The following is a 19758-nucleotide window of genomic DNA, read 5'->3' as shown; positions in this document are numbered from 1 at the left end:
GCGGACTTTGGCGGCGCCCGTGCAGATCCGCCACCGGGGGACATGCGCCGTTTGCCGGGGCCGTCAGGTTCCGCCGCGGCGCAGCAGTCTTCCGCGGGGAGTCCTGCCGTCGATCTCCTGTCCGCGCAGGAAGGTTCTGCGGACCACGCCGGAGAGTGCCTTGCCGTCGTAGGGGGTGATGGGATTCTTGTGCTTGAGCCGGGTTACGTCCACGACGAAGGTCCCGTCGGGGGCAAAGATGCAGAAATCGGCGTCGTATCCCGGAGCGAGCTGGCCTTTGTTGGTCAACCGGGCGAGTGCGGCGGGCTTCCGGGACAGCCAGGACACGACCTGTTCCAGCGGAATGCCGCGGTGCCGGGCTTCCGTCCAGATCAGGGACAGGCCCAGCTGGAGTGAGGAAACCCCGCCCCAGGCCACGGCAAAGTCGCCGTTTTCCAGGTCCTTGAGGTCCAGGGTGCTGGGCGAGTGGTCGGAGACGATGCAGTCGATGGTGCCATCCTGGAGGCCCTTCCAGAGCAGTTCCCGGTTGGAGGCCTCGCGGATCGGTGGGCAGCACTTGAAGGCGGTGGCGCCGTCGGGGATTTCCTCGGCCGTGAGGGTGAGGTAATGCGGGCAGGTCTCCACGGTGAGCCGGACGCCGTCGCGCTTTGCGCTGGCGATCAGGGGCAGGGCGTCCGATGATGACAAGTGCAGAATGTGGGCGCGGGCCCCGGTCCGGCGGGCGCGTTCGATCACCTCGGCGATGGCCTCGTTCTCGGCGCCGCGTGGCCGGGACGCCAGGAATTTGGCGTACTCGGGCCCGCCCGCGTGCGGCGCACGGTCGATCGTGCGGGAGTCCTCGGCATGGACGATCATGAGCGCATCGAAGGACTTGAGTTCGGCCAGGTCCGCTTCCAGCTCCCCGGCGTCCAGTTGGGGGAACTCGTCGACGCCGGAGGGCAGCAGGAAACACTTAAAGCCGAAGACGCCCTCGTCGTGCAGCGGGCGGAGGTCCGTCTTGTTGCCGGGGACGGCTCCGCCCCAGAACCCGACGTCAACGAACGCCTGGTCCTCGGCGGCGGCGCGTTTGAGTTTGAGGCCGTCCACCGTGGTGGTGGGCGGGATGCTGTTGAGCGGCATGTCGATGATGGTGGTCACGCCGCCGGCCGCCGCGGCCCGGGTTGCGGAGGCAAAGCCCTCCCAGTCGGTGCGGCCCGGCTCGTTGACGTGGACGTGGGTGTCCACGAGCCCGGGAAGCAGGCATTCGTCGTCCGCGAGTTCAATGACGTCGGCGCCGTGCAGGCCGCTGCCGAGCGGCTCGATGGCAGCGATTTTTCCTAGGCGCACTCCCACTTCGCGCGGCGCAGTCCCGGCCGCCGCCAGGACGCGCTGGCCCCGGATGACGAGGTCGAAGGATTCCTCGGACATTCAGTCTCTCCTGACTCACTGCCGCGGTTCTGTTTTGGCGCCGCCGTCGTAAATCAGGACGCGCGCTGGTGGAGGGCCCAGTCGAAGGCGGTTTCCGCGGGTTCTTTATATTCGAGGGCGATGTAGCCCGCGTAGCCGAGTTGGCGGCTGCGCGCGATCCACTCGCCGAGGGGCAGTTCACCGGTTCCGGGAGCGCCGCGGCCGGGGTTGTCGGCGATCTGGATGTGGCCGAAGTCGGGGGCGTGCTTTTCGGTGACAGCGGCCACGTCCTCGCCGTTGACCGCGAGGTGATAGAAATCGGCGAGGAGCTTGATGTTCCCCGCGCCCGTTGCCCCGGTCACCCGGGAGATGACCCGGAGGGCGTCCCCGGCGGTGCGGAGCGGGTAGTGCGGCGCGCCGCTGAGCGGTTCGAGCAGGACGGTGCCGCCAATGCGGGCCACGCCGGCCGCCGCGGCCGCGAGGTTGATGACCGCCAGTTCGTCCTGCGATTCGGGGGTGTGCCCGTCCTGCCGGTTGCCGTAGAGGGCGTTGAAGAATGCGCAGCCGAGCCGTCCGCCGATGCCGGCCACGACGTCGATGTTGTCCTTGAACTCGGAGCTGCGCTCCGGCCAGGACACCAGGCCCCGGTCCCCGGCCGGCATGTCTCCGGCACTGAAGTTGAGGGCGGTGAGCTGGACGCCCGCGTCGGTGACCGCGCGCTCGAACCGGGTGAGTTCGGCGTCTCCCGGGACTGACGACGCGAACGGCCACCAGAACTCGACGGCGTCGAAGCCGGCGGCCTTTGCCGCGGCGGGCCGCTGAAGGAGGGGCAGTTCGGTCAGCAGGATGGAGCAGTTCACGGAATATGTCATGTGGGTTCTTTCCGGTGCGGGCAGGGCCTGATCCACGGCTACCCCTTCGTGGGGTCCTTCCGGGCCGCCAGGCCCACCAGTGCCCCGACGCCAATGCCGATCAGGAGGCCTGTGAACGGCTTGTCCGCCGTGGCAACCCCGATGGCCAGGCCGATGGCGGCGCCGAGGAGCATTCCGATCCACAGGGACTCGTACTTCACAACCTCAGGCTAGCAAGCATCACCAAGCACCCGGGGGACCCGGCCGTGCTCAGGTGAGGCGGATCTGGCGGTTGACGTCCTTGTAGAGCAGGTAGCGGAAGGGGCCGGGCCCGCCGGCGTAGCAGGCCTGCGGGCAGAAGGCGCGGAGCCACATGAAGTCGCCGGCCTCGACCTCCACCCAGTCGTCGTTGAGCCGGTAGACGGCTTTGCCCTCCAGGACGAAGAGCCCGTGTTCCATCACATGGGTTTCGGCGAACGGGATGGACCCGCCGGGCTGGAACGTGACGATGTTGACGTGCATGTCGTGGGCCAGATCGTCCGGGTCCACGAAGCGCGAGGTCGCCCAGACGCCGTTGGTGTCCGGCATCGGTTGCGGCTCGACGTCCTGGTCCCGGGTCACGAAAGACTTCGCCGTGAAGCCCTCCAGCGGCTCATAGGCCTTGCGGATCCACTGGAAACTCGCAGCCCCCTCGGCAGCATCGTTGGAGACCCTCCAGCCAGAGCCCGCAGCGAGGTAGGCGTAGCTGCCGGCCTCCAGATGGTGGACCTCGCCGTCGAGCGTCAGCGTCAGCTCACCCTGGGTGAGGAAGATGACGCCTTCGACGCCGGTCTCCGCCTCGGGTTTGAGGCTGCCGCCGCCCGGCGCGACTTCCACGATCAGCTGCGAGAACGTCGTCGAGAATCCGGCGATGGGCCGGGCGATGATCCAGGCCCGGGTTCTGGTCCAGCCGGGCAGGTTGGACGTGACGATGTCGCGCAGCACGCCTTTGGGGATGACTGTGTAGGCCGCTTTGACCACCGCGCGGTCGGTGAGGAGCTGGGTCTGCGGCGGCAGGCCGCCTTCGGGTGAGAAGTAGTTGCTCATGCGTGCGCTCCTGGGTGAACGGGTCAGTGGTTGGAGGAGCCGGCCGGTTGTGCCAGCCGGGGGTGGGCCAGGACGGTCAGCTGGGGCAGGCCAAGGCCGGTCAGTTCGCGGACTTCCCCGGCGCCGGCGGCACCGCACTGGAGGCCGCGCAGCACGAAGGCCGCCAGGGCCCTGGCAGTGGCAGGTTCATCCAGAACGCCGCCGGCCGTGCGCTCCACGTAGTGGCGAAGCCGCGCGGCGGCAGCCGGAAGGCCCTGCCGGTAGAACGCATAGGTGGCGGAGAAGCGGCTCGGCAGCTGGGCGGGGTGCAGGTCCCAGCCCTGGTAGTAGCCGCGTTCCAGCGAGCGGCGGACCAGACGGCCATGGAGCCGCCAGGCGTCCAGCACCCCCTCGCCGACGGGCAGAACGTTGCTGGACCCGTCGGAGAGCCGCATTCCGGTGCCCGCGACGGCAAGCTGCATCACGTTCTTGGCGTAGTCCGCCACCGGGTGTTCCATCGACTGGTATTCCGCCGAGATCTGCAGCGATGCCGAGTAGTCGTAGGTCCCGTAATGCAGGGCGCTGATCCGGCCCGGGACGGCGTGCGGAAGCTGCGCCACCGGCGACGTGCCGTCCGGGCCCAGAATCAGCTGCGGCGTTTCCACCTGCACCTCAAACCGCAGACGGCCTGCGGGCAGCGAGTGCAGGTCCTCCAGCCGGGACACGGCGTACGCCATCGCCTGCACCTGCGCCACGGTGCTGACCTTGGGCAGCGTGAGGACCAGTCCTGCCGGCAGCTCCCCGGCGGCGGCCAGGCCGGAGACGAACAGATCCAGCGTGCGCAGCCCGCGGGCACGGGTGGGCGCCTCAAAGCACTTGAACCGGATCCCGATGAACGGCGGGGCGCTGCCGTCCGCTACCGCGGCAGCGACGGCGGCCGCAGCCGCGACGGCGTCGGCGTCTTCGACGTCGTCACCCCGGTCCCCGTAGCCGTCCTCGAAGTCCAGCCGGAGATCCTCGATCGGCTCGCTGCCGAGCTTCGCCGACACGCGGGATGCGACAGCGGCGGCCAGAGCGGGGTCCTGGCCGAGCAGGGCGCCCAGCCGTTCCAGGCCGCCGTGGTCGTCGGCGGCAGCCAGCGCCCGGGCGCCCCAGTCGGCCGCGAAGCCCGGAGTGAAGTGGTCTGCGGGGACGTAGACCGTGTGCACGGGCTGGCGGGTGCCGTCGTCGCCCGGATAGTTCCGCTCCAGCAGCCGGTCCGTCGCCGCCAGCTGGGCATCGATCCTGCTCAGGTCGGCGCCCGTGAGGGAACCGGACGGAGGCAGGTCCACGGCTCAGCCCACCAGTTCGTAGGCCGGAGCGGTGAGGAAGTCCGTGTAGTCCTCGGAGAGGCACAGCTCGCCGATCAGCCTGCTGGCGGGAAGGTAGTGCTTCGCGAAAGCCTCCTCGCCCACCTCGCCGCGGAGCTTCGCGGTTTCCTCGGCCAGGATCCCGGAGACGAGCTCGCGGGTCACGGTCCGGCCGGTGTCGGCGAGGACCACCTGGTTGCGGATCTGCTGCCAGACCTGGGACCGCGAGATTTCCGCCGTCGCGGCGTCCTCCATCAGGTTGTGGATGGCGACGGCGCCGCTGCCCGAGATCCACACGGCGGTGTAGGCGACGGCGACATAGAGGTTCAGCCGCAGCCCCGCCTCGGTGACCGTGCCCCCCGCGGAGGCGATGTCCAGGAGCTGGTCCGCGGTGACCGTAACCTCCGGGCGCTGCCGGTCCAGCTGGTTCGGCCGCTCGCCCAGGACCGCATCGAAGACGTCTTGGCAGACCGGCACCAGGTCCGGGTGGGCCACCCAGGAACCGTCAAAGCCGTCGTTCGCCTCGCGGGTCTTGTCCGCGCGCACCTTCTCGAAGGCCTGGGCCGTCACCTCGGGTTCGCGGCGGTTCGGAATGACCGCCGCCATGCCGCCCATGGCAAAGGCGCCGCGGTGGTGGCAGGTCTTGACCAGCAGTTCGGTGTAGGCCCGCATGAACGGAGCCGTCATGGCCACGGTGGCGCGGTCCGGCAGGACAAAGCGCGGGCCCGCGTCGCGGAAATACTTGATGATGCTGAACAGGTAGTCCCAGCGCCCGGCGTTCAGGCCGGAGGCGTGGTCGCGGAGCTCGTAGAGGATCTCGTCCATTTCGAACGCGGCCGGGATGGTCTCGATCAGGACGGTGGCACGGATGGTGCCTTGCGGGATGCCGAGGTAGTCCTGCGCGAAGGCGAAGACCTGGTTCCAGAGTCGGGCCTCGAGGTGGCTCTCCATTTTGGGCAGGTAGTAATACGGGCCCTGGCCGTTCTCCACCAGTTGCTTGGCAGTGTGGAAGAAGTGCAGGCCGAAGTCCACCAGCGCGCCCACAGTGTGCTCGCCGCCGATCAGCAGATGGCGCTCGCTCATGTGCCAGCCGCGCGGGCGTGCGACGACGACGGCGAGCGGGGCATCGGTGCGGAGCCGGTACTCCTTCCCTTCCGGGGAGGTGTAGGCCAGGGTGCCCGCCGCGGCGTCGCGGAGGTTCAGGATCGACTCAATCACGTTGGACCAAGTGGGGGTACTGGCGTCCTCCAAGTCGGCGAGCCAGACCTTCGCCCCGGAGTTCAGCGCATTGATCGCCATTTTGGCCGGTGCGGCCGGGCCCGTCATTTCCACCCGTCGGTCCTGCAGTGCCGCCGGGGCGGGCGCGACCGTCCAGTTGCCCGCGCGGATGTCGCGGGTCTCCGGCAGGAAATCCAGCCGGCCGGTGCGGGCCACTTCCTCGCGTTTGACCGCGCGGGCCTTGAGCAGGTCCCCGCGGGTGGCGGCGAAACGCTGGTGCAGCTCCTCGATGAAGGCCAGGGCCTCGGGAGTGAGGATCTCCTCCGCACGGTCAACAGGGCTGTGGGCTGAAATGGTGAGAGCCATTGTGTCCTTTCCTAGACTGCGAATCAGGCGGCGAACCAGGTTCCGAACCCGGTTCCGAACCCGGCGTGACGCCGTGACCGGAACGCTTTCCTGCGGGCGTTGGCCATGGCGAACACAATAGCCTCCCCGGCCATGGATTCCGGCAAACGAATTGAGCTTCCTCCGGAGCGGCGCGGAGTCAGTTTCCTAGCAGAAGCCCGCGATGCCGGACCAGGCGGCCTCGGCCGGTTCCGCGTCCTCGCGCTGGACTGTCGCCTCGATCAGGCCGTAAGGGCGGTCAGCGGCGAAGAACACCTCGTTGGGGTTGTCGAGGCCAAACGGCGAGAGGTCCACCAGGAAGTGGTGCTTGTTGGGCATCGAAAATTTGATTTCGTCGATCTCGCTGTGTGCTTCCAGGACCTTGGCGCCCATGTCGAACAGGGTCTGCTGCAGGGCGTGCGAGTACTTTTCGGTGAAGGCCTCCAACAGGAGGGCCTTGACGTCGCCGTAGCTCCTGTTGAAATCGAGGGAACTGAAGTCCGTGCCGGTTGTGAAGCGCCAGCGGGCGGAAACGTCGGTGGCGAGGATCCGGTCGGTGGTTTCCGGCAGGGTGGTGTATTTGTCCCGCGGGTACCCGGCGAAGCCGGACTCCGTGGATTTGAGGACGGTGAGGTCCTTGAGCCCGGAGATGAGGTGCCGGTCTGCGCCGTCGCGGACCAGCACCGCCGTCCGGACTTCCTGGCCGCTGCGTACGAAGGAATGGTCGTGGGCCGCGCCATGGGCCTGGATGCGGTCCCAGCGGTAGGAGTCGGCCTCCCAGCGGCCGCCGGACACCCAGTCGAAGCTTGACACGAAGTGCTCGCCCAGGCGGAGCAGGAATGCCTCCGGTGAGCCGATGCCCTCCCGGGCGAAGGCGTAGATCGTGTTCTTCTGTGTATCCGTCGCCACCAGGTGGCTGTTGTCGCCTGCAAGGTGGGCCGCGGCAAAGTCGCCGCGGAGCTGCGAGGTGACGTTGAGGTCTTCGATTTCGTGGCGCGCCGTGTCGCGGGTGATTTTCACGACGCGGACTTCGGCCTTACCGTACTGGTTCTGTCCGAGGACGATCTTGCTGTTCATGGTGCAGTTCCCAACTTCCGGTATGTGGAATCAAAATCCCACATAGAAATTTCCTGCGCATTTCACGTTCGTTGCATTCTCCGCCGGCCCACAAAAAGAGCCGGCGCCAATTGACGTCAGCTCATTACAACCCTGCCTGCTGCTCCCAGGGTACGTGACCGGGGCCACGAATTATGCTCAAGGCTACACCGGCCGCGATCCGTGCACTCAGGTGGCTGGCCTGCGTTTTTCGCGGCGTTTTCGGACTGGCGCGGCGGGGATCCGGGCCGCGGAAGTCCGAAAGTGCAGCGGATTCCGGCGCACCGGGGCTGGGGCGGTGCTTTCCCCTGCGGGGGTGAGGGGCGAGAATATGCTCACGACCGCAGCCGCCACAGGACAACCACCACTGACCAGCACCACCAAGCTCCGCACCACACCGACCCGCCGCACTCCGCACCACACTCCGGCAGCACCAGGAGGCACCATGGACATGAACACCATCGAGGCCGTGGTCCGCACCGCGGACCCGGCCGACTGGCAGCCCGGGGACGCCTGGCTGGCTGGCGGTACCGTACTGTTCTCCTACGGCAGCTATGCCTTTGGCGCGGAACCGCTCAGGCGGCTGCTGGACCTCGGCTCCACCGACTGGCCGGCCGTCACCGTGTCCGAAGCCGGAATTGAGCTCGCGGCCACCTGCACCGTCGCCGAGCTGTATACGCTGCCCGCCAGCGAATCAGGCCGGACGCGCGCGGCCCTGTGGCCTGCGCTGGAGCTGATCGGGCCGTGCTGCGACTCGTTCGTGGCGTCGTTCAAGGTCTGGAACATGTCAACCGTGGGAGGCAACCTCTGCACGTCCCTGCCGGCCGGCCCGATGATCTCGCTGTGCGCGGCCCTGGACGGCGAAGCCACGGTGCTCGGTCCGGGCGGCGCCCGCCGAACCGTCGCGGTGGTCGACTTCGTCACCGGGGACGGGCGCAACTGCCTGGCACCCGGCGAGCTGCTCCGCAGTATCCACCTGCCGGCGTCCGCCCTGGCCGCGCGGGTGGCGTTCCGCCGGCTGTCGCTGAGCAACCTCGGCAGGTCCGGAGTGCTGCTGATCGGACGGCTCGACGCCGATGGCGGCCTGGTCCTCACCGTCACCGCCGCCACCAAGCGCCCCGTGCAGCTGCATCTCGGCAATACCGGCGGCGCCGGCACCAGCACCGGCACCGGAACCCGCACCGGCACCGGAACCGGCGCGGCTGCCGAACTGTCCGCCGCTCTCGACACCGCCATCCCGGACGGGCTCTATCACGATGACATCCACGGACTCCCCGCCTGGCGCAAGGACATGACCTACCGGCTTGCCGAGGAGATCCGCGCGGAACTGGCGGCCCCTGCGGGCACTGCACAGGCACGCGTGTCCGGTGACTTCTGGCCTCCGCAGCGCACGCCACCGCCGGGTCCGCCGCCGCAGGAAGGGGCCTGAACATGGTCATCGGGATTAACGGCACCGCTGCCCAGGCCGAACCGAGGCCGGGGCAGTGCCTGCGGACGTTCCTGCGGGAGCAGGGCAACTTCGGCGTGAAAAAGGGGTGCGACGCCGGCGACTGCGGCGCCTGCACCGTCCACGTGGACGGCGTGCCCGTGCACAGCTGCATCTACCCCGCGTTCCGCGCCGACGGCCGGGCCGTCACCACCGTGGAGGGCCTGGCCAGCACCGAACCCGGAACCGGCGCCGGCACCGAACCCGGCGCCGGCCTGCATCCGATGCAGCAGCAGTTCCTGGAACGGCAGGGCTTCCAGTGCGGGTTCTGCACCGCCGGCATGGTGATGACGGCGGCCACTTTCGACGATGAGCAGATGGCCAACCTGCCGCGGAACCTCAAGGGGAACCTGTGCCGCTGTACCGGCTACCGGGCCATTGCGGACGCCGTCTGCGGTGAGGCCGCGCACGGCGAATCCAGGCACCCGGACCCCGGCGGGCCGGGCTCCGGGATCGCCGGTGAGGGCCAGCCCGAGCCGCGGCCCGGCCAGCTCGGCGACGACGTTCCGGCGCCCGCCAGCCGGGCGGTGGTCACCGGCGCGGCACGCTACACGCTGGATGTCCCGGCGTCGGAGCTTCCAGGGCTGCTGCACGTGAAGCTCCTGCGCTCCCCGCATGCCTACGCCCGCGTGCTGTCCATCGACGCCACGGCCGCCCTGCGGATTCCCGGCGTGGAGGCGGTTTTCACCCACGAGGACTCACCCGCGCAGCTGTTCTCCACCGCCCAGCACGAGCTCTTCACGGACGATCCGGACGACACCCGCGTGCTGGACGACGTCGTCCGGTTCACCGGGCAGCGGATCGCCGCCGTCGTCGCCGACACTGTCGCCGCGGCGGAGGCCGGCGTCCGGGCGCTGAAAGTGGAGTATCAGGTGCTGGATGCCGTGTTCACCCCGCAGGACGCGATGCGGCCCGGGGCGCCGGCGATCCACGGGGACAAGGACGCCCGCACGGCCCGCATCGGCCGCCCGGAGCAGAATGTGGTGGCCGAGCTGCACTCCGAACTCGGCGACGTCGCGGCGGCCTTCGCCACCGCGGACTTCATCCACGAGCAGACCTACCGCACCCAGCGGATGCAGCACACGGCGCTGGAGACGCACGCTGCCATCGCCTCGATCGACGACGGCGGCCGGCTCCAGGTTCGCACCTCCAGCCAGGTGCCCTTCCTGGTCCGGCGGACCCTGGGCCGGGTCTTCGGGCTGCCGGAGGACCGGATCCGGGTGGTGGCGGGACGGGTGGGCGGCGGCTTCGGCGGCAAGCAGGAAGTCCTTACCGAGGACATCGTGGCGCTCGCCGCGCTGAAACTGCGGCGCCCGGTGCAGCTCGAATTCACCCGCACCGAGCAGTTCACGGCGTCCACCGTGCGGCACCCGTTCACCATCCACCTCAAGGCCGCCGCCAGCAAGGAGGGCAAACTGACGGCCCTGCAGCTGGAGGTGCTGACCAACGCGGGCGCCTACGGCAACCATTCCGTGGGCGTGATGTTCCACGGCTGCGGCGAATCCCTGGGCGTGTACAACTGCGCCAACAAGAAGGTGGACGCACATGCGGTGTATACCAACACGGTGCCCTCCGGGGCCTTCCGCGGCTACGGGCTGAGCCAGATGATCTTCGCCATCGAGTCCGCCGTCGACGAACTCGCCACCGGAATCGGCATGGACCCGTTGGAGTTCCGCCGCCGCAACATGGTCCGCGAGGGCGACGACATGCTCTCCACACACCCCGATCCGGAAGAGGACGTGCTCTACGGCAGCTACGGGCTGGACCAGTGCACGCGGCTGGTGGAGGACGCTCTGGCGCGCGGCCGGGAACGCGACCACGACGCCGGGCGGGAGGACCTCGGCCCGGACTGGGTTGTCGGGGAGGGAACGGCGCTGTCCATGATCGATACCGTCCCGCCGCGGGGCCACTTCGCGCACTCCAGGCTCCGGCTCCTGCCGGACGGCAGCTACCAGGCGGACGTCGGGACCGCGGAATTCGGCAGCGGCACCACCACGGTGCACGCCCAGCTCGCCGCCACCGCGCTGTCCACCAGCGCGGACAGGATCACGGTTAGGCAGTCGGACACCGACCTGGTGGACCACGATTCCGGCGCGTTCGGCTCGGCCGGGACCGTGGTGGCCGGGAAGGCCACGCTCGCCGCGGCCGAGGAACTCGCGGTGCGGATCCGCGCCTTCGCCGCCGGAATCCGTCAGGTCCAGGCCTCCGGCTGCGTTCTGGCGGACGACGCCGTCATCTGCGAGGGAACGCGGATCCCGCTCGCGGAACTGTTCGACGCCGCTGCAGCGGCCGGCGTCGAACTTTCCAGCGAGGGGCGCTGGGGCGGGACGCCGCGGTCGGTGGCGTTCAACGTCCACGGTTTCCGGGTGGCCGTGAACACCGGCACGGGGGAGCTGCGGATCCTGCAGAGCGTCCAGGCGGCCGACGCCGGCGTGGTGGTCAACCCGAGGCAGTGCCGCGGGCAGATCGAAGGCGGCATCGCGCAGGCGCTGGGCGCCGCGCTGTATGAGGAGGTCCGGGTGGACGACGCCGGACGGGTCACCACGGACGTCCTCCGGCAGTACCACATCCCGTCCTTCGCGGATGTGCCGCGCAGCGAGGTGTACTTCGCCGACACCAGCGACAAACTGGGCCCGCTGGGCGCGAAGTCCATGAGTGAGAGCCCGTTCAATCCGGTGGCACCCGCGCTGGCCAACGCCATCCGCAACGCCACCGGCGTCCGGTTCGCGGAGCTGCCGATCGCCCGGGACAAGATCTACCTGGCCCTGAAGCAAGCCTGCCTCGGCCACCACCCCTCGCACTGAACCCGCGTTCTGGTCGGCGAGGAGCGGGGTCGAGGCGGCGGTCCCGGCGGACGTGATCCGATGGGACCGCCACAGACCTCTTGCAGTTACCCGTGGAGACCTTCCGGGATCCTGTCGCGCAACGCTGCGCGGGTGGCCGCTGACCGACCGCGTGCCAACGCCGCAGCGTAAGGGAGCATCACCACAACCGTGGCGGCGACGAAGGGCCCAGGTGGCGTGCATCGTTGGCTCCAACTCCGGAAGACCTACGGCCGAGTGGTCGGTCCTCTGCTGAATGTTCTTCGCTCCGACGATCGCTGGGGGCACCCGAGTGAGGTCCAGTGTGGCATTGCACTGGAAGCGCTCGGATACCTCATCGACATTGAGAAGAATGCCGGGGCGAACCTCAACAACGCAAGCAGACGAACTTCAAGCCAGGGCTGCGCGTGATCCTCGCGGATATGAAGGTCAAGCCATTCTCGGACGTCGAGGGCTGGATTGATCGCGCTGACGAAGCCTCCTCACGGCATTGGGTGGTGGATCGGCATAGCGGGATCCTTGGCGACTGCTGTGTTCCAGAAACGCACTCATCACCGCAGCCCAGGCCGACCCGACGACAGCCGGCACCCGCTGAGGGGTGCCGGCTGTCGTCGGGTCGGGTTGGGGGGTGCCGGGCCGCGGGGCTCCGAGAGTGTGGTGCGGCTCCCTATTTGGACGGCGAAACAGGCGCGTAGCCGCGGTTTTGCCCAGGCCCGGCATACCAGGCCGGATCCGCGGGGGTCGCCACCTCGGGCTGGGGATCCGAGAGGGTCTTCGGGACCGTGCCCTCGAACTGCGGGAGGGCGTTCAGGTACGCCACCACCGAATCCGTGGACTCCACGTCACCGAACTTGTTGTCGATGTCGTAGAGGTTCCACTGCACGACGCCCGGGACGCGGTCGCCGATGGTCTCCCGGGGGATGATCGGGCGGAAGCCCTTCGCGATCGCGTCCTCGACGGTGTGGCGCACGCACCCGGCCGCGGTCGCTCCGGTCACGATCAGGGTGTCGATGCGGTTGGAGGTCAGGAAGAGCTCGAGGTTCGTCCCCGGGAACGCCGAGGCGCGATTCTTCTCGATCACGACCTCGCCTTCCGCGGGCGCAATGCGGTCGTCGATCTGCGCCCAGTAGGAATCCGCCGGAAGGGTCTCCGTGGGGATCTTCGAGTACCACAGGCCCATGTCGTTCGTCCCGGAGGTGGCGTCGCGGTTGCGGTACACGTTCGTGGTGTAGAAGACCGGGACGCCCTTGGCGCGCGCGGCCTCGTTGATCCGCTGGACGTTCGGGATGATCGTCTCCATGCCCGGGCAGCTGAACGGGTGGCCCGGACGGGTCCAAGCGTTCGCGAGGTCGATGTGGATGACGGCGGGGCGGTTGCCGTAGCCGATCCGACGCTTGAAGCCTCGCTCGTTGTAGATGCCCGTGCCTGCTTCGAACGCCTCCTCCAGCACTGCTGCAAGACGGGCTTCGATGTCGTTGGACGTCTCTGTTGTCATGGTTCTCTCCACTCTCTCGGCTATTGTGTTTCTAAGCTAGCAACGAGGTTGCTGTATTGGATACTCTAGCGCACGGACCGGCACAGCACCAGAGGTGCCCGGAGTCTGCATCTCCACCGGATCAACTTCTCGAAAGGGCGAGCATCGGCGAGTGCGTCACTCCGGCAGCCCGGCGAGGGTCCGGTGCTGCAGGATCACCTTGAGCCTCCTCGTGCGACAGGAAGAATTACGACAAAATCCTTGACGCGTTGCTATGAGAGGAAATACGTTGTTGTGTGATCAACGGTGATCTGGATCATGTGTGCTCAGCACTGCCCTAGTGGGCTGGGCTGGAAGTGAAGCACCACGCGGTCTCGGCGCCACCCCTGAACGGAGACAACATGGAACTCGACCTTGCAGACAATTCACTGGAGAAGGTGAGCCCGGAGCGCCTGCGAAAGGTGGTACGCGCCTCTTTCGCCGGGACCGTGGTGGAGTGGTTCGACTTTGCCATCTACGGCTACATGGCAACCCACATTGCCGCTACCTTCTTCTCGTCCACGGATCCGGTCACGGGTCTGCTGGAGACGTTCGCCGTGTTCGCTGTAGCGTTCGCGCTGCGGCCCTTGGGCGGGATCTTCTTCGGACGCCTGGGCGATCGCCTTGGACGCAAAAAGATCCTGGTACTGACTGTCCTGCTCATGTCCGGATCCACGGCCGCAATCGGGCTCATCCCAAGCCACGAAACGATCGGTATATGGGCCGCCGTCCTACTGGTGCTTGCCCGGTGTTTGCAGGGCTTTTCCGCCGGCGGCGAATACGCGGGCGCCACCATCTACGTCGTCGAACACAGCCCCGACAAGCACAGGGCCCGCTACTCGTCCGCCATGTCCGCGGCGACGTTCTCCTCGTTCGCCCTCGCCGCTGGACTCGGCGCGCTGCTCAGCTTCTTCCTGCCGGCCGCGGCCATGGGTGATTGGGGCTGGCGCATCCTCTTCCTGCTGTCCGTGCCGATGGGCCTGATCGCCTTCTACATCCGCGCCAAGCTCCACGAGTCCCCCGAGTTCCAGGCGATGATCGATGATTCCGCCTCCCGGCCCGCCCCGTCCTTGGGGACCGTCTTCCGCACCCAGTGGCGCGCGATGCTGCGCCTGGGCGGGTTCGTGATGCTCACGGCCCTCTCCTTCTACATCTACTCCACGTACATGTCGACCTTCCTGATCAAGGTGGTTGGCCTGCCCCAGCACCTCGCGCTGTTCTCGAGTTTGATCTCGCTGACCCTCGCGACGGCGCTGGCCCCCGTCATGGGCCGTGTCTCGGATCGCATAGGGCGCCGCCGCACCATGCAGACCGCCGCCGGTCTCCTGGCGATCCTCACCATTCCGGCGTACATGATCGCCGAACAGGGAACGTTCGCAACCGCCGTTGCCAGCCAACTGCTCATAGGACTGGGGGCCGTGACCGCTAATGTGGTGACCTCGGTCCTGATGTCGGAAATGTTCTCGACCGACGTGCGCTTCGCGGCATCGGGCACCTGTTACAACATCACCTACGCGGTGTTCGGCGGTACCGCACCCTTCCTGGCAACGTGGCTTGTCGCGGGAACCGGATACTCGCTCGCCCCCGCCATCTACGTCGCAGTGATAGCCGTCGCATCATTCCTCGTCGCCACCTACCTCATACCTGAGACCGGAGGACGGCCTCTGCGCCGCTACCACGACGACCCCGTGGCCGCCGAGCCCGCGCGCGCCGTGGCCCCGCACGCGGCGCCCAGGGTCTGATGACCTGCCCGCTGCTCGAGCCCGGTGGGTCCGAACAGCTCACATCAGCGGAAATTTCACGGTTTTGGCTGCGCCGACGCTGAAGTCCCCGCCGTCTCAGGGATTGGAGCCCGACTGGATCTTCAGTTAGCCAGCGGGACATGGCGGCAGACCTCTTGCTTTCATTGGCGTGATGTGAATTACATTGGACAAGCGGTTGCATCTCTGCAGAGATGGTCCGCTCCTTCGGACCCGCCCGCTCGAAAGGAAGTGCACAGTGGCGCACATCCAGCTTTTGGGCACGGGTGGCACTATCGCATCGCGCAGTCACGGCACCCGGGGAGCTGTGGCTATCGACACCTCGGCCGCCCTGGTCCCGACACAGTATGGTGACGTCACGGTCCACGCACGCGACGTAATGACCACTGGCAGCTACCGGCTAGACCTTGCCGACCTGCGCCGGATTGCCGAAGCGGTCGGCCAGGCCCTCGCCGATCCGGGAACCGACGGAGTGGTGGTCACCCACGGCACGGATACCTTGGAGGAGACGGCATTCCTGCTCGACCTCGTGCATGCCTCCCCCAAGCCCGTGGTGGTCACCGGCGCCCAGCACACTGCCGACAGCCCGGAGGCGGACGGTCCGCGCAACGTCGCGGAGGCGGTGCGCGCAGCGGCCGACGAGCATTTGCGCGGGGCCGGAGCGCTGATCTGCTTCAACGGAACGGTCCGTTCCGCCCGCGGTGCCCGCAAGGTGCATACCACCGCGAGCAGCCCCTTCGGCGGCGGCACCGCGGTGGCCCACATGGCTGGTGACCGGCTCGTGGTCACGGCCACGCCCCGCCGCTACCCGCCGCTGCCGACGCCGCCGGCCGCGTTCGATGGCACCCGCGTGGAAATCGTCACCGCGTACCCCGGCGCGTCGCCGGACCTGCTGGACCACGCCGTAGAGCTCGGAAGTCGCGCTGTCGTGTTGGCCGGTACAGGGGTAGGCAACGCGGGACCGGGATTCGCTGAGGCCACGAAACGGGCAACGGAGAATGGCTGCGTCGTCGTGCTCAGCACCCGGGCGCCGTGGGGACCCGTGGTCCCGACCTACGGCAACGGCGGCGGCATCGATCTGGTGGCAGCCGGCGCCATCCCCTCGGGGGACCTCAACCCCTTCCAGGCGCGCATCCTCGCCGCCGTCCTGCTCTCCTACGACACCGCGCCGGAAGAATTCCCGGAAACATTCGAAACCTACCGCTAAAACACCCACTGCGAGCAGAGGAGACATTATGCCCAAGAAAATCTACGTCTCGGTCGGCATAGACGTCGATGCCGTCGGCGGCTGGCTGGGCTCCTACGGCGGGGAGGACTCCCCGGGCGATATTTCCCGGGGCCTGTTCGCCGGCGAAGTCGGCGTGCCACGACTGCTTCAGCTCGCCCAGCGCCGGGAGATGCCCGTGACCTGGTTCTGGCCGGGACACTCAGTTGAGACGTTTCCGGAGCAGTTCGACGCCGTCGTGGCTGCGGGACACGAAATCGGGGTGCATGGTTACAGCCACGAGAATCCGATCGCCATGAGCCGCACGCAGGAAACCGAGGTCCTCGATTACTGCACCGACCTCATTGAGAAGCGTTCCGGGCGTAAGCCGGTGGGGTACGTGGCGCCATGGTGGGAGTTCTCCCCGGTGACCAACGAGATCCTGCTTGAGCGCGGGTTCCTCTATGACCATTCCCTGATGCACAACGACTTCACGCCCTACTATGTGCGCGTCGGGGATTCCTGGACCAAGATCGACTACGACGCCGGGTCCGCAAGGGAGTGGATGAAGCCGCTGGTGCGCGGCCAGGAGACGGATCTGATCGAGATCCCGGCCTCCTGGTACCTCGACGACCTGCCGCCGATGATGTTCATCAAGTCCAGCCCCAACAGCCACGGATTCGTGTCTCCACGGGACATCGAACAGCTCTGGCGCGACCAGTTCGACTGGGTATACCGCGAAATGGACTATGCCGTTTTCCCCATCACCATCCACCCCGATGTCTCGGGCAAGCCGCAGAACCTGCTCATGCTGGAACGGCTCTTCGACCACATCCAGTCCCATGCCGGCGTGGAGTTCGCCTTCATGGACGAGCTCGCCCGCGACTTCGCCCGGCGTAGCCCCCGTTAGGAAATCCTGACGGACCTGGCCCGCAGGAAAGAAACCGCCTTGCCCCTTGACCAGTCCGTACGGGTCCTGCGCAGCACAGAGAAGGAAATCGACCGGAAGGTAGCCTGCGGAGCTGCCGCTTATTGAGCCTTCGGGTGCCGGCTGGCCTGCTCCACGAGTTCGGTCATCCACGGCCGGTGCCCGCGGTGGAACACCATTCCTTCGGGCAGCCCCTGGACTGCCGGGACGGAATTGGCGATATCGATGGTGATCCTGCCGCCGGCCAGGGGCGCATTGGTGATGTGCAGGTCGCCGTAGGATTCCGGGAGTGCGGGGTCCATCCAGAGGCTGCCGCGGGACACATGGGTGTCGTAGCGCATCAGGCTCGTTACCAGCAGGATCGGTGCGGTCGCCGCCCAGGCCTGCGGCGAGCACGCTGTCGGATAGGGCACGGGCTCTGCGAACTGGTCCCGGCTGAAGCCGCAGAAGAGCTCCGGCAGCCGGCCTCCGGAGTATTCGGCCGCTTCCAGCAGGGCTGTGGAGATCCGCTGCGCCTCTTCTACGAAGCCGTAGCGCAGCAGGCCGGTCGCGATGATCGCATTGTCGTGGGGCCAGACGGAGCCGTTGTGATAGCTGGCCGGGTTGTAGGCGCCCATGTCGGTCGCCAGGGTCCGGACACCCCAGCCACTGAACATCTCCGGGGACATTAGCCGTTCAGCTACCGCCGGGGCCTTGTCCTCGTCCATGAGGCCCAGCCAGAGGCAGTGGCCCATGTTGGAAGCGCACGCGTCCACCGGCCGTTTGTCGCGGTCCAGGGCGATGGCGTAGTACCCGTGCTCGGGCATCCAGAACTGTTCGTTGAACCGTTTCTTCAGCTGCGCCGCCCGGTCGGCGAGATTGTCCGCCAGGGCCGCGTCGCCGGCGTCGTACGCCATCCAGGCGCGTGCCATGTACGCGGCGTAGACGTAGGCCTGCACCTCGCACAGCGCAATGGGCGGTTCCGCCAGCGTCCCGTCCGCGAAGTTTATGCCGTCCCAGGAGTCCTTCCACCCTTGGTTGATCAGGCCCTGGTCGTTGAGCCGCTCATACTCGACGAATCCGTCGCCGTCCTTGTCTCCGTAGTCCCGGATCCAGTCCAGGGCACGGTCCGCGTGCGGCAGCAGCGCGGCGATGGTGTCTTTGGCGAATCCCCAACGGCTCACTGCCCCGAGCACGCTCACGAACAGCGGTGTCGCATCGACACTGCCGTAATAGGCGGACTTGCCGCCCAAGGCCAGACCGGTGGAGACATCGAGCCTGACCTCGTGCAGGATCTTGCCCGGCTCTTCCTCGCTCATCGGATCCACGACGGTCCCCTGGTGGTCCGCCAGCGTCTGCAGCGTCCCCAGTGCCAGGGAGGGATCCACCGGCAGTGCCATTTCCGAGGCCCACAGCGAGTCCCGGCCGAACAGTGTCATGAACCAGGGCGCCCCGGCGGCAACCACGACCCGCTCCGGATGCTCCGGGTCCTCGATGCGGAGGGCGCCCAGATCGTCGTAGCTGCGCCGCAGCGTCCGTTCAATCGACCGGTTACCCATCTGCAGCACAGGAATCTTCGCCACCCACTCCCTGTGGCGGCGGTCCCGGGGAGATAAACCATCCCCCTCAGAGCGGCCGAAGGACGCTTCGGGGCTGGCTCCCTCGACGCCGGGCGCTACGGTCAGGACGGTGTTCCACTGTCCGTGCGGCGGGACGGACACCCGGTAGGTGAGGCCCTCCGGCGAAATGTTTGCTCCGGGGGCCTGGATCACGACGTCCTTTCGGACCTCCTGCCAGACGGCCCGGATGGTCAGCGTATCGCTGTCCGGCAGGCGGGTTTCCTCCCAGCGCCGCTGGATCCGCGCCTCCTTCACCTCGAAAAGATCCGCAAAATCGGCCTCAATCCGCAGGGAGATCACGCATTCGGCGGGCCTAAGGGAGTAATTGCGGACGGTGATCTGCTCCTGGATGCCTGCCCCCACCTCGCGTAGCCGCTCCACGATCAGCGGGCTGTCCGCGTACCCGTCCAGGCGGGTGGCGCGCGCTGCAAACAGCGCCCGGTACGGCTCCTTCGTCTCCGCCGCCAACGGCTCCAGGGGATGGCCGTTAATGGTCAGCCTCCAGCCGGACAAGATCCTGGTATCCAGGACGAAAACACCGTGCGGATGTTCGGGATGGATGTCCCCGTTCGGCAAGGAGATGCAGAAAGAGGACCCCTCCACCAAAGTGACCGCTCCGGCCCCCAGCGGGCCGGCGGCCGTGTCGGCATTCCATCCAGCCATCCCGGCCCCTTTAAGAACCCTGTACCAGCATGCCTTCGCCCCTATGCACACGCTGCTGCACGTTGCCAATAAAATCTGCAATCGACGCTACTCTTGCTTACTCTCCGACGCCAGAGCCCGCGTTCGACCCTTCGAATAGTCCTCTGGGGAGGTACAGCAGGCCCGGACGTTGTTCGAGGCGCGGGCGGGCAGGAGCGCGTGCGGGCCGCCTCGCGGTTCGCCCGGGGTGGCGCCGGGCGTACAGTCAGCGCAGGACGACGGTCCTGTTCCCCTGCAGGAAGACGCGGCCTTCGCAGTGCCAGCGGACGGCGTTGGAGAGTGCTTTGCGTTCGGTGTCCCGTCCGGCGGCGACGAGCTCTTCCGGACCGAAGGTGTGGTCCACCTCCACGACCTGCTGGGCGATGATCGGGCCTTCGTCGAGTTCCGCGTTCACGTA

15 protein-coding genes are annotated in these 19758 nt (G+C 67.7%); 5 read left to right on the top strand and 10 right to left on the bottom strand.

Going from position 1 to position 19758, the window contains the following annotated elements; translation table 11 throughout:
* Positions 1-63: 63 nt before the first annotated feature.
* The 7 genes from allB to pucL all read right to left on the bottom strand — a co-directional run bounded on the left by allB (position 64) and on the right by pucL (position 7330).
* On the bottom strand, positions 64-1407 hold the full coding sequence (gene allB / locus J2X01_RS13460) for an allantoinase AllB (protein WP_310058133.1): 1344 nt from the start codon (positions 1405-1407) through the stop codon (positions 64-66).
* Between the two features lie 53 nt (positions 1408-1460).
* Positions 1461-2258: a hydroxypyruvate isomerase family protein gene (locus J2X01_RS13455; RefSeq protein ID WP_310058130.1), complete on the bottom strand. Its 798-nt coding sequence runs from the start codon at positions 2256-2258 to the stop codon at positions 1461-1463.
* A 38-nt stretch (positions 2259-2296) separates the two neighbouring features.
* On the bottom strand, positions 2297-2458 hold the full coding sequence (locus J2X01_RS13450) for a hypothetical protein (RefSeq protein WP_310058127.1): 162 nt from the start codon (positions 2456-2458) through the stop codon (positions 2297-2299).
* 49 nt (positions 2459-2507) lie between these two features.
* The gene (locus J2X01_RS13445; protein ID WP_310058124.1) at positions 2508-3323 is read right to left on the bottom strand and encodes a bifunctional allantoicase/(S)-ureidoglycine aminohydrolase; all 816 of its coding nucleotides are present in this window, start codon (positions 3321-3323) and stop codon (positions 2508-2510) included.
* 23 nt (positions 3324-3346) lie between these two features.
* The gene (locus J2X01_RS13440; RefSeq protein WP_310058122.1) at positions 3347-4633 is read right to left on the bottom strand and encodes a DUF6986 family protein; all 1287 of its coding nucleotides are present in this window, start codon (positions 4631-4633) and stop codon (positions 3347-3349) included.
* Positions 4634-4636: 3 nt separating this feature from the next.
* Positions 4637-6235: a malate synthase A gene (gene aceB / locus J2X01_RS13435; RefSeq protein ID WP_310058119.1), complete on the bottom strand. Its 1599-nt coding sequence runs from the start codon at positions 6233-6235 to the stop codon at positions 4637-4639.
* A gap of 186 nt (positions 6236-6421) precedes the next feature.
* Entirely contained in the window at positions 6422-7330 is a 909-nt protein-coding gene (gene pucL, locus J2X01_RS13430; RefSeq protein ID WP_310058116.1) for a factor-independent urate hydroxylase, read from the bottom strand.
* A 463-nt stretch (positions 7331-7793) separates the two neighbouring features.
* On the opposite strand from pucL, the gene J2X01_RS13425 reads away from it, so the two are divergent.
* Positions 7794-8777: an FAD binding domain-containing protein gene (locus J2X01_RS13425; protein WP_310058471.1), complete on the top strand. Its 984-nt coding sequence runs from the start codon at positions 7794-7796 to the stop codon at positions 8775-8777.
* A gap of 2 nt (positions 8778-8779) precedes the next feature.
* Positions 8780-11638: a molybdopterin-dependent oxidoreductase gene (locus J2X01_RS13420; RefSeq protein WP_310058111.1), complete on the top strand. Its 2859-nt coding sequence runs from the start codon at positions 8780-8782 to the stop codon at positions 11636-11638.
* Positions 11639-12323: 685 nt separating this feature from the next.
* Here J2X01_RS13420 and J2X01_RS13415 read toward each other — a convergent pair.
* Positions 12324-13151 carry an N-carbamoylsarcosine amidohydrolase gene (locus J2X01_RS13415; protein ID WP_310058108.1) on the bottom strand — a complete coding sequence of 276 codons (828 nt, stop codon included), beginning with the start codon at positions 13149-13151 and terminating at the stop codon, positions 12324-12326.
* Positions 13152-13531: 380 nt separating this feature from the next.
* Between J2X01_RS13415 and J2X01_RS13410 the strand changes: the two genes are divergently transcribed.
* The 3 genes from J2X01_RS13410 (at position 13532) to J2X01_RS13400 (ending at position 17043) form a co-directional block, all read left to right on the top strand.
* On the top strand, positions 13532-14911 hold the full coding sequence (locus J2X01_RS13410) for an MFS transporter (protein WP_310058105.1): 1380 nt from the start codon (positions 13532-13534) through the stop codon (positions 14909-14911).
* 256 nt (positions 14912-15167) lie between these two features.
* Entirely contained in the window at positions 15168-16136 is a 969-nt protein-coding gene (locus tag J2X01_RS13405; protein ID WP_310058103.1) for an asparaginase, read from the top strand.
* 28 nt (positions 16137-16164) lie between these two features.
* The gene (locus J2X01_RS13400; RefSeq protein WP_310058098.1) at positions 16165-17043 is read left to right on the top strand and encodes a polysaccharide deacetylase family protein; all 879 of its coding nucleotides are present in this window, start codon (positions 16165-16167) and stop codon (positions 17041-17043) included.
* 119 nt (positions 17044-17162) lie between these two features.
* Here the strand turns inward: J2X01_RS13400 and J2X01_RS13395 are convergent, their stop codons facing one another.
* On the bottom strand, positions 17163-19322 hold the full coding sequence (locus tag J2X01_RS13395; protein WP_310058095.1) for an amylo-alpha-1,6-glucosidase: 2160 nt from the start codon (positions 19320-19322) through the stop codon (positions 17163-17165).
* A gap of 244 nt (positions 19323-19566) precedes the next feature.
* On the bottom strand, positions 19567-19758 hold a 192-nt coding region (locus J2X01_RS13390), incomplete at its 5' end, for a formyltransferase family protein (RefSeq protein ID WP_374724974.1).

The organism is Arthrobacter ginsengisoli (assembly GCF_031456935.1).
Lineage (GTDB): Bacteria > Actinomycetota > Actinomycetes > Actinomycetales > Micrococcaceae > Arthrobacter > Arthrobacter ginsengisoli.
Note: the sequence above shows the minus strand (reverse complement) of the source record. Positions and strands in the feature narration are given on the sequence as shown.

Bases quoted from the DNA above. Each gene is read 5' to 3' on its own strand.
- allB (WP_310058133.1), bottom strand. From the start codon at position 1,407: ATGTCCGAGGAATCCTTCGACCTCGTCATCCGGGGCCAGCGCGTCCTG.
- J2X01_RS13455 (WP_310058130.1), bottom strand. From the start codon at position 2,258: ATGACATATTCCGTGAACTGCTCCATCCTGCTGACCGAACTGCCCCTC.
- J2X01_RS13445 (WP_310058124.1), bottom strand. From the start codon at position 3,323: ATGAGCAACTACTTCTCACCCGAAGGCGGCCTGCCGCCGCAGACCCAG.
- aceB (WP_310058119.1), bottom strand. From the start codon at position 6,235: ATGGCTCTCACCATTTCAGCCCACAGCCCTGTTGACCGTGCGGAGGAG.
- pucL (WP_310058116.1), bottom strand. From the start codon at position 7,330: ATGAACAGCAAGATCGTCCTCGGACAGAACCAGTACGGTAAGGCCGAA.
- J2X01_RS13425 (WP_310058471.1), top strand. From the start codon at position 7,794: ATGGACATGAACACCATCGAGGCCGTGGTCCGCACCGCGGACCCGGCC.
- J2X01_RS13420 (WP_310058111.1), top strand. From the start codon at position 8,780: ATGGTCATCGGGATTAACGGCACCGCTGCCCAGGCCGAACCGAGGCCG.
- J2X01_RS13415 (WP_310058108.1), bottom strand. From the start codon at position 13,151: ATGACAACAGAGACGTCCAACGACATCGAAGCCCGTCTTGCAGCAGTG.
- J2X01_RS13410 (WP_310058105.1), top strand. From the start codon at position 13,532: ATGGAACTCGACCTTGCAGACAATTCACTGGAGAAGGTGAGCCCGGAG.
- J2X01_RS13400 (WP_310058098.1), top strand. From the start codon at position 16,165: ATGCCCAAGAAAATCTACGTCTCGGTCGGCATAGACGTCGATGCCGTC.
- J2X01_RS13395 (WP_310058095.1), bottom strand. From the start codon at position 19,322: ATGGCTGGATGGAATGCCGACACGGCCGCCGGCCCGCTGGGGGCCGGA.